Annotated in this window: 11 protein-coding genes; all 11 read left to right on the top strand. The window is 71.2% G+C overall.

Features of this window, described 5'->3' with window-relative positions; all coding sequences use genetic code 11:
* Positions 1-399: 399 nt before the first annotated feature.
* The 11 genes from ACFY2Z_RS38150 to ACFY2Z_RS38100 all read left to right on the top strand — a co-directional run bounded on the left by ACFY2Z_RS38150 (position 400) and on the right by ACFY2Z_RS38100 (position 13,237).
* Entirely contained in the window at positions 400-2,088 is a 1,689-nt protein-coding gene (locus ACFY2Z_RS38150) for a CTP synthase (RefSeq protein ID WP_390748590.1), read from the top strand.
* 83 nt (positions 2,089-2,171) lie between these two features.
* On the top strand, positions 2,172-2,798 hold the full coding sequence (locus tag ACFY2Z_RS38145) for an NUDIX domain-containing protein (protein ID WP_390748589.1): 627 nt from the start codon (positions 2,172-2,174) through the stop codon (positions 2,796-2,798).
* A 147-nt stretch (positions 2,799-2,945) separates the two neighbouring features.
* Positions 2,946-5,015, top strand: a complete 2,070-nt coding sequence (locus ACFY2Z_RS38140) for a tetratricopeptide repeat protein (RefSeq protein WP_390748588.1) — start codon at positions 2,946-2,948, stop codon at positions 5,013-5,015.
* Between the two features lie 135 nt (positions 5,016-5,150).
* On the top strand, positions 5,151-6,275 hold the full coding sequence (gene ald, locus ACFY2Z_RS38135) for an alanine dehydrogenase (RefSeq protein ID WP_390748587.1): 1,125 nt from the start codon (positions 5,151-5,153) through the stop codon (positions 6,273-6,275).
* 411 nt (positions 6,276-6,686) lie between these two features.
* Positions 6,687-7,820, top strand: coding sequence for a ParA family protein (locus ACFY2Z_RS38130; protein WP_311696682.1), 1,134 nt, complete (start codon positions 6,687-6,689; stop codon positions 7,818-7,820).
* Entirely contained in the window at positions 7,805-8,380 is a 576-nt protein-coding gene (locus tag ACFY2Z_RS38125; protein WP_390748586.1) for a hypothetical protein, read from the top strand. The genes ACFY2Z_RS38130 and ACFY2Z_RS38125 overlap by 16 nt, the downstream gene beginning before the upstream one ends.
* 20 nt (positions 8,381-8,400) lie before the next feature.
* Positions 8,401-9,639: a segregation and condensation protein A gene (locus ACFY2Z_RS38120; protein WP_390748585.1), complete on the top strand. Its 1,239-nt coding sequence runs from the start codon at positions 8,401-8,403 to the stop codon at positions 9,637-9,639.
* On the top strand, positions 9,636-10,298 hold the full coding sequence (scpB, locus tag ACFY2Z_RS38115) for an SMC-Scp complex subunit ScpB (RefSeq protein WP_390748584.1): 663 nt from the start codon (positions 9,636-9,638) through the stop codon (positions 10,296-10,298). The genes ACFY2Z_RS38120 and scpB overlap by 4 nt, the downstream gene beginning before the upstream one ends.
* Positions 10,298-11,362: a pseudouridine synthase gene (locus tag ACFY2Z_RS38110; protein ID WP_390748583.1), complete on the top strand. Its 1,065-nt coding sequence runs from the start codon at positions 10,298-10,300 to the stop codon at positions 11,360-11,362. Before scpB ends, ACFY2Z_RS38110 begins: the two co-directional genes overlap by 1 nt.
* 112 nt (positions 11,363-11,474) lie before the next feature.
* On the top strand, positions 11,475-12,218 hold the full coding sequence (locus ACFY2Z_RS38105; RefSeq protein ID WP_390748582.1) for an NUDIX domain-containing protein: 744 nt from the start codon (positions 11,475-11,477) through the stop codon (positions 12,216-12,218).
* A complete protein-coding gene (locus ACFY2Z_RS38100; protein WP_390748581.1) occupies positions 12,215-13,237 on the top strand; it encodes an ADP-ribosylglycohydrolase family protein in 1,023 nt (340 codons plus the stop codon). The genes ACFY2Z_RS38105 and ACFY2Z_RS38100 overlap by 4 nt, the downstream gene beginning before the upstream one ends.
* Positions 13,238-13,334 lie beyond the last annotated feature (97 nt).

Genomic DNA, 13,334 nt, shown 5'->3' with positions numbered 1-13,334 from the left:
AGACAGATGTTGTTCACCGACTCATTCGAAAATGAAGCAGTCGATGTTCAACGAACTGACGAGCTGTTGTAGTTCCGGTGACGGCCGGGGGTGGTGCCGTTTGCCGGAAGTGCTCGGCAGCGATGTCCGAGCAGGATACGACGCACGTGGAGGGTCCGCGTGCCTGTCCGGCCAACGGTACGGCTCCGAACGAGTGAGGTGGGAGCGACTGTGGTGGGGCGGTGCTCACATGTGCGCGAAGCGTGCCCGGAAGCAGGCCCCTCCGGGCGCTGATACGCTGGTAGCCCGTGGACCGGTGGGCACGAAACCCCCGAACCGCAGCGACGGCACCGCCGGACATCCTTCGGAGGCGAGCCGCACCGCACTTCAGACCGCGACCACGGGAGCCCCCTCTTGGCCATGCCGCCCGCTGCTTTCCGAAACAGCACAGCCACGACGACCAAGCACATCTTCGTCACCGGGGGTGTCGCCTCCTCGCTCGGCAAGGGCCTGACGGCCTCCAGCCTGGGCATGCTGCTCAAGGCACGGGGCCTGCGCGTCGTGATGCAGAAGCTCGACCCGTACCTGAACGTCGACCCGGGCACGATGAACCCCTTCCAGCACGGTGAGGTGTTCGTCACCAACGACGGTGCCGAGACCGACCTGGACATCGGCCACTACGAGCGGTTCCTCGACCGTGACCTCGACGGCTCCGCCAATGTCACCACGGGCCAGGTGTACTCGACGGTGATCGCCAAGGAGCGGCGCGGCGAGTACCTGGGCGACACGGTCCAGGTCATCCCGCACATCACCAACGAGATCAAGCACCGCATCCGGCGCATGGCCACCGACGAGGTGGACGTCGTGATCACCGAGGTCGGCGGCACCGTGGGCGACATCGAGTCGCTGCCGTTCCTGGAGACCGTCCGTCAGGTCCGCCACGAGGTCGGCCGCGACAACGTCTTCGTGGTGCACATCTCGCTGCTGCCCTACATCGGCCCCTCCGGCGAGCTGAAGACCAAGCCGACCCAGCACTCGGTGGCCGCGCTGCGCAACATCGGCATCCAGCCGGACGCGATCGTGCTGCGCTGCGACCGCGAGGTCCCGACCGCCATCAAGCGCAAGATCTCGCTGATGTGCGACGTCGACGAGGCCGCCGTGGTCGCCTGCCCGGACGCCCGTTCGATCTACGACATCCCGAAGGTCGTCCACTCCGAGGGCCTGGACGCCTATGTCGTCCGCAAGCTGGACCTGCCCTTCCGTGACGTGGACTGGACGACCTGGGACGATCTGCTCGACCGCGTCCACAACCCCGTGGACGAGATCACCCTCGCCCTGGTCGGCAAGTACATCGACCTGCCCGACGCCTATCTGTCGGTGACCGAGGCGCTGCGCGCGGGCGGCTTCGCCAACAAGGCGCGCGTGAAGATCAAGTGGGTCACCTCCGACGACTGCAAGACCCCGGCCGGTGCCAAGGCGCAGCTCGCCGACGTGGACGGCATCTGCATCCCCGGCGGCTTCGGCGACCGCGGTGTGCTCGGCAAGGTCGGCGCCATCCGCTACGCCCGCGAGAACAAGATCCCGCTGCTGGGCCTCTGCCTCGGTCTGCAGTGCATCGTGATCGAGGCCGCGCGCAACCTCGCCGACATCCCCGACGCGAACTCCACCGAGTTCGACTCGGCCACCGGTCACCCGGTCATCTCCACGATGGCCGAGCAGATGGACATCGTCGCCGGCGAGGGCGACATGGGCGGCACCATGCGGCTCGGCATGTACCCGGCCAAGCTGGCCGAGGGGTCGATCGTGCGCGAGGTGTACGACGGCAAGGAGTACGTCGAGGAGCGCCACCGCCACCGCTACGAGGTGAACAACGCCTACCGGGCCGAGCTGGAGAAGAAGGCCGGCATCGTGTTCTCCGGCACTTCCCCGGACGGCAAGCTCGTGGAGTACGTCGAGTACGCGCGCGATGTGCACCCTTACCTGGTGGCCACCCAGGCCCACCCCGAGCTGCGCTCCCGCCCGACCCGGCCGCACCCGCTGTTCGCCGGGCTGGTGAAGGCTGCCGTGGAGCGGCAGCGGCAGGAGACCGCACGCAAGAGCGGCGAGTGACACAGGCTGTACGGTGGCCGGGGTGCGCGTCCCACGGGAGGCGTACCCCGGTTTCGTGCAAGGCGTGGGAGGAACAGGGCGACATGACGATCAAGGACACCCCCGAGGAGTGGGAGATCCGGGCGAGTGAGACCCCGTTCGTCGGAAAGAAGACCTCCGTCCGCGCCGACGACGTGGTCATGCCGAGCGGGGCGGTAGTCCGCCGCGACTACCAGGTCCACCCGGGATCGGTGGCCGTCCTCGCCGTCGACGACCAGGACCGTGTGCTGGTGATCCGGCAGTACCGCCACCCCGTGCGCCACAAGCTGTGGGAGATCCCGGCCGGCCTGCTGGACATTCCGGGGGAGAACCCGCTGCACGCCGCCCAGCGTGAGCTGTACGAGGAGGCGCACGTCAAGGCCGAGGACTGGCGGGTGCTGACCGACGTCTACACCACGCCGGGCGGCTGCGACGAGGCCGTGCGGATCTTCCTGGCCCGCGATCTGTCCGAGGCCGACGGGCAGCGCTTCGAGGTCGAGGACGAGGAGGCCGACATGGAGCTGGCCCGCATCCCGGTGGACGACCTCGTCCGCGGTGTGCTGGCCGGTGACCTCCACAACAACTGCCTCGTCGTCGGTGTGCTCTCCCTGGTCGCGGCGCGCGGCGGCGAGGGCCTGGACGCCCTGCGGCCGGCCGAGGCGCCCTGGCCGGCCCGCCCGTTCGAGGCCTGACGCCGGTCGTACCATCGCCTGATCCGATCGGGGGATGAGTCAGCCCTGCTCCGCATGGATCGTCGCAGAGCGTGAACTAGGCTCTGAGGGACGACCCGCCCCAGGATCCGGCGGGCCCGTGTGCGCAGTGGGACGGGAGCGTGGCCCGTGACGGATCAGGCGGTGGCGGCCGACGGCGGCGAGCTGTCCGAGGACGCTCGGCGTCCCGCCGCCACGGAAGGTCAGTTCCTCGGTCGCGCACGGGAGTTGAAGGAACTCCACCTCGACATCGAGCGCACCGGACTCGACACGATCTCCGGCCGCAAGGCCCCCCGGGCCCGGGTGCTGCTCATCGCCGGGCGACCCGGCTACGGGCGTACCGCACTCGCCGAGGAACTGGTCCGCCAGGTCGCGCACCGTTACCGCGACGGCGTGCTGCGCGCCCGCCTCAGCGAACCCGACGGCACCCCCGTACCGACCGAGCGCACGGCCCGCGAACTGCTCACCGGCCTCGGTCTGCCGACCCCGGCCGGCGGCGACGAGGACGAGCTGGGCCAGGCGGTGCGCGACGCCCTCGCCGACCGCCGGGTCCTGCTCCTGCTGGACGACGCGGTCGCCGCCCAGCAGGTCGACCCGCTCCTGCCCGACTCTCCCGAGTGTCTGGTCGTGGCCGTCTCCGCGGGCCCGCTGACCGGCATCGCCGATGTACGTCCGTGCACCCTCGGCGGACTGGACACCAAGTCGGCCCTGGAACTGCTCACCCGGTACGCCGGCTCCGTCCGGATCACCGTCGACCCGAGCGCCGCCGAGCGGCTCGTCGAGGAGTGCGCGGGCCATCCCGCCGCGCTCGTCCTGGCCGGCGGCTGGCTCGCCGCCCACCCCAAGGCCGCCGTCGCCGACCTCGCCAAGCAGTTGCACACGGCGGGGGAGGACGGATCACCCCTGGCCCGTGTCTTCCGGCTGTCCTACGCGGCACTGCCCGCCGCCGCCCAGCGGATGCTGCGGCTGCTCTCCCTCGCGCCCGGCGGCCGTGTCGACGCGCACACCGCCTCCGCGCTGGCCGGCTGCGCGGTGGAGACCGCCCGCACCGCCCTCGACGACGTCACCGCTCTCGGCTTTCTGCACGCCGTGCGCTCGCCCGTGCCGCAGTACGACGTCCCCGGCTGTCTGCAGCCGCTGCTCCGCGCGCTCACGGAGACCCAGGACCGCCCGGCCGAACTGCAGCTGGCCCGCGCCCGGATGCTGGAGCGGACCGTACGGCTGCTGCAGTCGTGCCGGCTGATCACCGAGACCGACAGTCCGCAGGCCCGGGAGAAGCACGCCGCGCTGCCGCGGGTGCTGCGCTTCCCGACGCCCGGGGCCGCCGAGGAGTGGCTGCGGGTCAGGGAGCCCTCGCTGCTGGCCGCCGCCCGGCTCGCGGTCGCCGACGGCGAGCTGGACACGCTGGCCCGCCGGCTGATGGCCGCGCTGGTCAGGGCCCTGGTCGCGCATGTCGGCACCGAGGCCGCCGCGCCCGAGCTGTACGGCATCCACCAGCTCGTCCTCGATGTCGCCGAGCGCCGCGCGCTACCCCGGGAGCAGGCCGCGGCCCTGCTGAACCTCGCCGACCTGGACGCCCGGACGGGCCGTACGGACAAAGCGCTGACCCGCTACCGGGCCGCGCTGGACGCCGGGCGGGCCGCGAACGACCCGTATGCGACGGGCCGCGCGATGGAATCCGTAGGCGGCGCCCACCAGGAGCTCGGGGACCACGCCCGGGCCGCCGACTGGTACGGCCGGGCGCTCGCCCAGCGGCTCGCCCGCGACGAGCGCACGGACGCCGCCCGGCTCTACGGCCGCATCGCCACCGTCCACACCTACGCGGGCCGCTACGGCGAGGCGCAGCGCAACTGGCGGGCGGCGATCGCGGCGCACCGAAGGAGCGGCGATGTGGCCGCCCACGCACGGGCGTTGAGCGAGCTGGCCCGCGTCCAGGAGTACGCGGGACGGCCCGAGGAGTCGCTGCGCACCTGCCACGAGGCGGTCGAGTGGGCGCGGCGCGCCGAGGACGCGCGACTGCTGGCGGCGCTTCGGCTCAGGCTGGCCGACACCCTGGAGCGGCTCGGCGACCCGGCGGCGGCGCGTCTGCACCGCGGTGCCGCGGAGCGCATGCTGGGTGAGGAGCACCGGGAGGACCCCTCGGCGCCGATACACGATGCCAACGCCTGCGAAATCCGTAGTACATCTGGTGAAGATTGATGCAATGAAAGGCTAGACAGCGGGAACACCTTCATTAAACTGGCTCTACCGCACGTTCTCCTGCGGTGTCCCCCGGTGTGCCCCTGTGCGTCCGGGTATGTCTTGCAATGCCCCACATTCCCTGAGCCAAGGACCGTGATCGACGTGAAGGTCGGCATCCCCCGCGAGGTCAAGAACAACGAGTTCCGGGTGGCCATCACCCCCGCCGGCGTGCACGAGCTGGTGCGCCACGGCCACCAGGTCGTCGTCGAGCGCAACGCCGGTGTCGGCTCCTCGATCCCGGACGACGAGTACATCGCCGCAGGCGCGCAGATCCTGGAGACCGCCGACGAGGTCTGGGCCACCGCCGACCTGCTGCTGAAGGTCAAGGAGCCCGTCGCCGAGGAGTACCACCGCCTCCGCAAGGACCAGATCCTCTTCACCTATCTGCACCTGGCGGCCTCCAAGGAGTGCACGGACGCCCTCCTGGAGTCCGGCACCACGGCCATCGCCTATGAGACGGTCGAGCTGCCGAACCGCGCCCTGCCGCTGCTCGCCCCCATGTCCGAGGTCGCGGGTCGGCTGGCCCCGCAGGTCGGTGCCTACCACCTGATGGCCGCGAACGGCGGTCGCGGTGTGCTGCCCGGCGGTGTCCCCGGTGTGCCCGCGGGCAAGGCCGTCATCATCGGCGGCGGTGTCTCCGGCTGGAACGCCGCGCAGATCGCCATCGGTCTGGGCTTCCATGTGACCCTGCTCGACAAGGACATCAACAAGCTCAAGGAGGCCGACAAGATCTTCGGTACGAAGATCCAGACCGTCGTCTCCAACGCCTTCGAGCTGGAGAAGGCCTGCGTCGACGCCGACCTCGTCATCGGCGCCGTCCTCATCCCGGGCGCCAAGGCCCCGAAGCTGGTCACCAACGAGCTGGTGTCCCGGATGAAGGCCGGAAGTGTCCTTGTCGACATTGCGATCGACCAGGGCGGCTGCTTCGAGGACTCCCGTCCGACCACGCACGCCGAGCCGACCTTCCGGGTCCACGAGTCGGTCTTCTACTGCGTCGCCAACATGCCCGGCGCGGTCCCCAACACCTCCACCTACGCGCTGACCAACGCCACGCTGCCGTACATCGTGGAGCTGGCCAACCGCGGCTGGGTCGAGGCGCTGCGCCGTGACGCCGCGCTGGCCAAGGGCCTCAACACGCATGACGGCAAGGTGATTTACAAGGAGGTCGCCGAGGCGCACGGCCTCGAGCACGTGGAGCTGTCCTCCCTGCTCGACTGAGGTCGGACCGCGGCGCGGGTTCGATTTCCCCGCGCCCCAAGGCGATCGGTCAACTCACCTCGTCAACACCGCGCATCCGGCCGGACCTTGCCCGACAAGGTCCGGCCGGATGTGTGTATGGTCACTTTGCGACACTCGTTCAACTCGCCTCGAACGCAACTCTTCGACCGTTTCGCACACCGGTGAAACCTGGCGAACGGTGCCCGGACACCCTTGACAGCGGGATGTTTCATTGCCGACACATCGGGCCGGGTCCGGCGGATTGTGTTGCTGCGGACCGCCGACACGCCATAGAGTCGCCAACCGTCGGCATGGTGCCACGCTGACCTATCTAGAAGTTTCCTGGTCACCAAGGAGGTAAGACGACTTGTGAATGAGTCGACATTTACTCCCGGGGGTGGTCAACCAGGAATGCCTGCGCGGGGTACGGTCCCCACGGGGCTCGAGGCTGTCGGCTCCGTCGCTGTCCGTACCTTCGCAGCCCACCAGAGCCAGAACCCCCACTTGGCTCCGACAGCACACCAGAGCATGGATGGCCCACACGTGAACGCCATGGCCGGCGGCCCTCGCGGCGAGGTCCACAACCACTTCGCCGACTACGACGAACTGCCCGAAGGGCACTTCTACGACCCCGACGCCGAGTACGAGCCCGACCCCGAGTACGCGGCCACGCTCGCGCCCGACGCGGCCCGCCAGCGCCGCGAGCGCATCGGCCCGACCGGCCGCCCGCTGCCGTACTTCCCGATCCCGGGCCCGCTGACCGACCACGGTCCCGCGAAGATCATCGCGATGTGCAACCAGAAGGGCGGCGTCGGCAAGACGACGTCGACCATCAACCTGGGTGCCGCGCTCGCGGAGTACGGGCGCCGGGTGCTCCTCGTCGACTTCGACCCGCAGGGCGCGCTGTCCGTGGGTCTCGGCGTCAACCCCATGGAGCTCGACCTCACGGTCTACAACCTGCTCATGGAGCGGGGCATGTCCGCGGACGAGGTCCTGCTGAAGACCGCCGTCCCCAACATGGACCTGCTGCCGAGCAACATCGACCTGTCGGCGGCCGAGGTCCAGCTCGTGTCCGAGGTCGCGCGCGAGTCGACGCTCCAGCGGGCCCTGAAGCCCCTGATGGCCGACTATGACTACATCGTGATCGACTGTCAGCCCTCGCTCGGCCTGCTCACCGTCAACGCGCTCACCGCCGCGCACAAGGTGATCGTGCCGCTCGAGTGCGAGTTCTTCGCGCTGCGCGGTGTCGCGCTGCTCACCGAGACCATCGAGAAGGTCCAGGAGCGGCTCAACCCCGAGCTGGAGCTCGACGGCATCCTCGCCACGATGTACGACTCCCGGACCGTGCACAGCCGTGAGGTCCTGGCCCGGGTCGTCGAGGCGTTCGACGACCACGTGTACCACACGGTGATCGGCCGGACCGTGCGCTTCCCGGAGACCACGGTCGCCGGTGAGCCGATCACCACGTACGCCTCCAACTCCGTCGGCGCCGCCGCCTATCGCCAGCTCGCCAGGGAGGTGCTCGCCCGGTGTCACGCCGAGTGAGTCTGCCGGGGGCCGACGAACTGTTCCGTACCACCGGGGGAATGGCGCTCCAGGCGTCCACCCCCAGGCGCCAGGCCAACGGCGAGGCCCGGGTGCCGGCTCCCGCGGGCGAGAGCGACGCGACGGCCGCGGCGGAGGACGCACCGTCGGCGGTGCCCGTGCAGGGCGGCGACGGGGAGGGCGACGAGCACGTCGCGGCGGATGTCACGGAGGCGGAGGCCGGGGAGTCGCGTACCCGCTCGGCGACCTCGGAGCGGCCCGTACGGCGGCAGCCCGCGCAGGAAGGTTCTGCCGGTGCCGCCGCGGCCCAGCCGCGCAAGCGGGGGCGTGCGAGCGGGCGGCGGCCCAGCGGCCGGGAACGGCACGACGAGAAGATCACCGTGTATGTGTCCGCCGAGGAGCTGATGGACCTCGAGCACGCCCGTCTCGTGCTCCGGGGCGAGCACGGACTCGCGGTCGACCGCGGGCGGATCGTGCGCGAGGCGGTCGCCGTGGTGCTGGCCGATCTGGAGTCCCGCGGAGACGCGAGCATCCTCGTACGTCGGCTCCGGGGGCGCTGAGCAGGTAGCCTGCGACGGCTATGACCTCGTACGACGGCTCCGCTCCCGCTTCCGGCTCCTCCGGCTCCGGTGGCCGTCGGCGTGCACTGGGGCGCGGACCGGGCACCGCGCGGACGGAACGGCCCGCGCACGACGAGAGCGAATGGTCCGCACCGGTCCAGCAGGCCGGGACGATACCGCCCGCGGTCGCCACCGAGCCCGAGAGCGTGCCCGAGACCGGCCAGGAGGACGCGCTCGACGGGGTGGGGGGACAAGAGACCGTCGTGGGCGCGGATGAGCCCGAGCGGGCCCCGGAGCCCGCTGGAGAGCCGTCGCGCCCGGCCGGAGAACCCGAAGAAGAAGTCGAAGAGCCCGAGGCGGCCCTCGCCGGGGCGGAGACCTCCCTGGTCCCCGTGGTGGCGGCGGTGGCCACATCGCCGTCCGGGAGTGACACGCCCCCGGAGGCCGCCGACGGCGTCTTCAAGGTGCGGCTGGTCAACTTCGAAGGGCCCTTCGACCTTCTCCTCCAGCTGATCTCCAGGCACAAGCTCGACGTCACCGAGGTCGCGCTGTCGAAGGTGACCGACGAGTTCATGGCGCACATCCGGGCCATGGGGCCGGACTGGGACCTCGACCAGACGACCGAGTTCCTCGTCGTCGCCGCGACCCTGCTCGATCTCAAGGCGGCACGTCTGCTGCCCGCCGCCGAGGTCGAGGACGAGGCGGACCTCGCGCTGCTCGAAGCCCGGGACCTGCTGTTCGCGCGGCTCCTGCAGTACCGCGCCTACAAACAGATCGCCGAGATCTTCCACGGCCGCACCGAGGAGGAGGCCCGGCGCTATCCCCGCACCGTCGGCCTCGAACCCCACCATGCCGAGCTGCTGCCCGAGGTGGTCATCAGCATCGGAGCCGAGGGGTTCGCCAGGCTCGCGGTCAAGGCGATGCAGCCCAAGCCCAAGCCCCAGGTGTACGTCGACCACATCCACGCCCCGCTCGTCAGCGTGCAGGAGCAGGCCGGGATCGTCGTGGCGCGCCTGCGGGAACTGGGGGAGGCCAGCTTCCGTGTGCTCGTCGAGGACACCGACGACACCCTCACGGTCGTCGCCCGCTTCCTCGCGCTGCTGGAGCTGTACCGGGAGAAGGCCGTGGCGCTGGACCAGGAGACCGCCCTCGGTGATCTGGTGGTGCGCTGGACCGGCGGGGAAGGGGACGAGACACCGGTGGTCACGGACGAGTTCGACCGGGCGCCCGAGGTGCCCGAGGAGGAGAGGAAGGCGTGAGCGAGGACATCGCGGAGGCTCCCGCCGGCCTGAGCGCGGTGGCGGAGCTCGACCTCAAGCCCGCCCTGGAGGCCGTGCTCATGGTCGTGGACGAGCCCGCCACCGAGGAGCACCTGGCGAAGATCCTGGAGCGGCCCCGGCGGCAGATCGCCGACGCGCTGCGGGAGCTCGCCGACGAGTACACCGTGCAGGGGCGCGGGTTCGAGCTGCGGTTCGTGGCGGGGGGCTGGCGCTTCTACACCCGGGCCGGCTTCGCCCCCGCCGTGGAGCGCTTCGTGCTCGACGGCCAGCAGGCCCGGCTCACCCAGGCCGCCCTGGAGACCCTGGCGGTGGTCGCGTACCGCCAGCCGGTCAGCCGCAGCAGGGTCTCCGCGGTCCGCGGAGTGAACTGTGACGGGGTCATGCGGACCCTGCTCCAACGCGGTCTGGTCGAGGAGGGGGGCACGGAACCCGAAACAGGTGCGATCCTGTACAGGACGACGAACTACTTCCTGGAGCGGATGGGCCTGCGCGGCCTGGACGAGCTTCCGGAGCTCGCGCCCTTCCTCCCGGAGGCGGAGGCGATCGAGGCCGAGACCCAGGAGGGCGTTCCGTCGTTCGACCCGGACGCTCCGGACGCGGACGACGATCACACGACGAACACGACGACGGAACTTTGATGCGAAGCAGCGGCAGCGGCAGGAACGGCGGGCGCGGCAACTACCGCGGTGCCGGCAACGACAGGGACGACAGGCAGGGTCAGGGCCGTCCTCGCAAGCCCCGCCCGGAGGAGCGCCGCTACGACGTGGGCCCCGGCGCGACCCAGGACGGCCCCAAGTCCGGGCGCGGCGGCGCGGCGCGCGGCGGTGCCAAGGGCGGCCCCAAGCAGTCCCAGCAGCACGGCGGCCGTACGGCTCCCGGGCGCTCCCGTGAGTACGACGTGCGGGCCGAGGAGCGCAACCGCGAGCGGTACGCGGGCAAGAAGGACATCAAGCCGCCCAAGACCTTCCCCGGCGCCGAGCAGGAGGGCGAGCGGCTGCAGAAGGTCCTCGCGCGCGCCGGCTACGGCTCCCGCCGGGCCTGCGAGGAGCTGATCGAGCAGGCCAGGGTCGAGGTCAACGGCGAGATCGTCACCGAGCAGGGTCTGCGGGTCGACCCCGAGAAGGACGAGATCAGGGTCGACGGGCTGACCGTGGCCACGCAGTCGTACCAGTTCTTCTCGCTGAACAAGCCGGCGGGTGTCGTCTCCACCATGGAGGACCCGGAGGGGCGCCAGTGCCTCGGGGACTACGTCACCAACCGCGAGACCCGGCTCTTCCACGTCGGCCGGCTCGACACCGAGACCGAGGGTGTCATCCTGCTCACCAACCACGGCGAGCTGGCGCACCGGCTGACCCACCCCAAGTACGGCGTCAAGAAGACCTACCTCGCGCACATCGTGGGCCCGATCCCGCGCGACCTGGGCAAGAAGCTCAAGGACGGCATCCAGCTGGAGGACGGGTACGCGCGCGCGGACCACTTCCGGGTGGTCGAGCAGACCGGCAAGAACTACCTGGTCGAGGTGACCCTGCACGAGGGCCGCAAGCACATCGTGCGCCGGATGCTCGCCGAGGCCGGCTTCCCCGTCGACAAGCTGGTGCGCACCGCCTTCGGGCCGATCACCCTCGGCGACCAGAAGTCGGGCTGGCTGCGCCGCCTGTCGAACACCGAGGTCGGCATGCTGATGCAGGAAGTCGACCTCTAGGCGCTCGTGACGCCCGGAGCGCCTTGAGCGCGAAGAACACCGGAGCGGCCGGTTCCCGTTGTGCGGGAACCGGCCGCTTCCTTGTGCCCCGCCGCCTCCCCTGTTTATAGTCATGACGACTATTAAAGGGGGGGCCGTGCAGGGCTACGACAAGTACGCCCACGAGCCCTTCGCCGTCACCGTCGACCTCGCCGTCCTCACCCTGCGCGCGGGCGCGCTGCACGCCCTTCTCGTCGAGCGCGGACAGGAGCCCTACGCGGGCCGCTGGGCGCTTCCCGGCGGTTTCGTACGGCCCGAGGAGTCCGCGGAGGACGCGGCCCGGCGGGAACTCGCCGAGGAGACCGGCCTGGCGGACGTCACGGGGCTCCACCTGGAGCAGCTGCGCACCTACAGCGACCCCGGCCGCGACCCCCGGATGCGGGTCGTCTCCGTGGCCTTCGCCGCCCTGCTGCCCGACCCTCCCGAGCCGCACGGCGGCGGCGACGCGGCACAGGCGCGCTGGCTGCCGTACCCCGGCGTCGGACCGCTCGCCTTCGACCACGACCGGATCCTCGCCGACGCCCACGACCGCGTCGGCGCCAAGCTGGAGTACACCTGTCTCGCCACCGCCTTCTGTCCGCCCGAGTTCACCCTCGGCGAGCTGCAGCAGGTCTACGAGACCGTCTGGGGCACCGCCCTGGACCGGCCCAACTTCCGCCGCAAGGTCCTCGCCACGCCCGGTTTCGTCGAACCGGTCCCGGGCGCGGCCCGGCTGACCGGCGGCCGTGGCAAGCCCGCGGCGCTCTACCGCGCGGGCGGCGCCACCGCCCTGCACCCGCCCCTGCTCCGCCCCGCCACGGAAGGACGGCCCGCATGACCACCACAACCCCCGTCAGGACTGCCGCCACCGGGTCCCTGCTCGGACTCGCCCTCGGCGACGCGCTCGGCTTCCCGACCGAGTTCAGCGATGTGCCGTCGATCCTCGCCAAGTGCGGGCCGTGGCGGGAGATGGAGCTGCCGAGGCCGGCGATCGTCACCGACGACACCCAGATGACCCTGGCGCTCGGGCGCGGGCTGCGCACGGCCATGGACCGCGGGGTCCTGGCGCCGAAGCGGATGGAACGGCCGGTGCGCGAGGAGTTCGTCGACTGGTACCACTCCCCGGAGAACAACCGGGCACCCGGCCGGACCTGTCTGGTCGCCTGCCGGCTCCTGGACGACGAGAACCGGCCCTGGCAGCAGGCGAGTCAGATCGACTCCAAGGGCTGCGGGGCCAATATGCGGGTGGCGCCCGTCGGGCTCATACCGGGGCTGAGCGAGGAACAGCGCGCCGGCGCCGCCCAGTTGCAGGCCGCGCTCACCCACGGCCACCCCACGGCGCTGGCCGCCTCGGACCTGACCGCCCACGCGGTCCGCCTGCTGGTGCAGGGCACCGGGCCGGGAGAGCTGGTGGCACTGCTGCGGGCGTACGCGCGGGAGAACCGCGGCCGCTACCACGCGGCATGGCTCGGCGATCTGTGGACCCGCGCCCAGGACCCCACCCCGGAGCACTTCATCGCGCGCGGCTGGGACGAGTGCCTGGAGATCCTCGAACGCCTCCAGGCCGCCGTAGGGACCGTGTCGCCCGAGGACGACCCGTGCCTCGCGACCGGCGCGGGATGGATCGCGGAGGAGGCCCTGGCCACCGGACTGCTGTGCTTCCTGCTCTTCCCCGAGGAGCCCGTCACCGCCCTGCGCCGGGCCGCCTGCACCTCCGGGGACTCCGACTCGATCGCCTGCCTCACGGGCGCCTTCGCCGGCGCCCACCTGGGCGCCGAGGCGTGGCCGCGACCGTGGGCGGACCGTGTCGAGTACGGGGGCGAGCTCCGGACGCTCGGGGCGCTCTGGGACCTGTGAGCGGCCCGCGGCGGCGTCTCGCCGGGCGGGCGGCGCGCATCCCCGCGTCACGGGCTGACTACGCTGGTGACCAGACGTTGCCGACCATCAGCAAGGA

The organism is Streptomyces sp. NPDC001222 (genome assembly GCF_042896945.1).
Taxonomy (GTDB): domain Bacteria; phylum Actinomycetota; class Actinomycetes; order Streptomycetales; family Streptomycetaceae; genus Streptomyces; species Streptomyces gibsoniae.
The sequence above is the reverse complement of the archived record's forward strand: the minus strand, read 5'-3'. Positions and strand labels throughout refer to the sequence as shown.

Bases quoted from the DNA above. Each gene is read 5' to 3' on its own strand.
- ACFY2Z_RS38150 (WP_390748590.1), top strand. From the start codon at position 400: ATGCCGCCCGCTGCTTTCCGAAACAGCACAGCCACGACGACCAAGCAC.
- ACFY2Z_RS38130 (WP_311696682.1), top strand. From the start codon at position 6,687: ATGCCTGCGCGGGGTACGGTCCCCACGGGGCTCGAGGCTGTCGGCTCC.
- ACFY2Z_RS38120 (WP_390748585.1), top strand. From the start codon at position 8,401: ATGACCTCGTACGACGGCTCCGCTCCCGCTTCCGGCTCCTCCGGCTCC.
- ACFY2Z_RS38145 (WP_390748589.1), top strand. From the start codon at position 2,172: ATGACGATCAAGGACACCCCCGAGGAGTGGGAGATCCGGGCGAGTGAG.
- ACFY2Z_RS38105 (WP_390748582.1), top strand. From the start codon at position 11,475: ATGACGACTATTAAAGGGGGGGCCGTGCAGGGCTACGACAAGTACGCC.
- ACFY2Z_RS38100 (WP_390748581.1), top strand. From the start codon at position 12,215: ATGACCACCACAACCCCCGTCAGGACTGCCGCCACCGGGTCCCTGCTC.
- ACFY2Z_RS38110 (WP_390748583.1), top strand. From the start codon at position 10,298: ATGCGAAGCAGCGGCAGCGGCAGGAACGGCGGGCGCGGCAACTACCGC.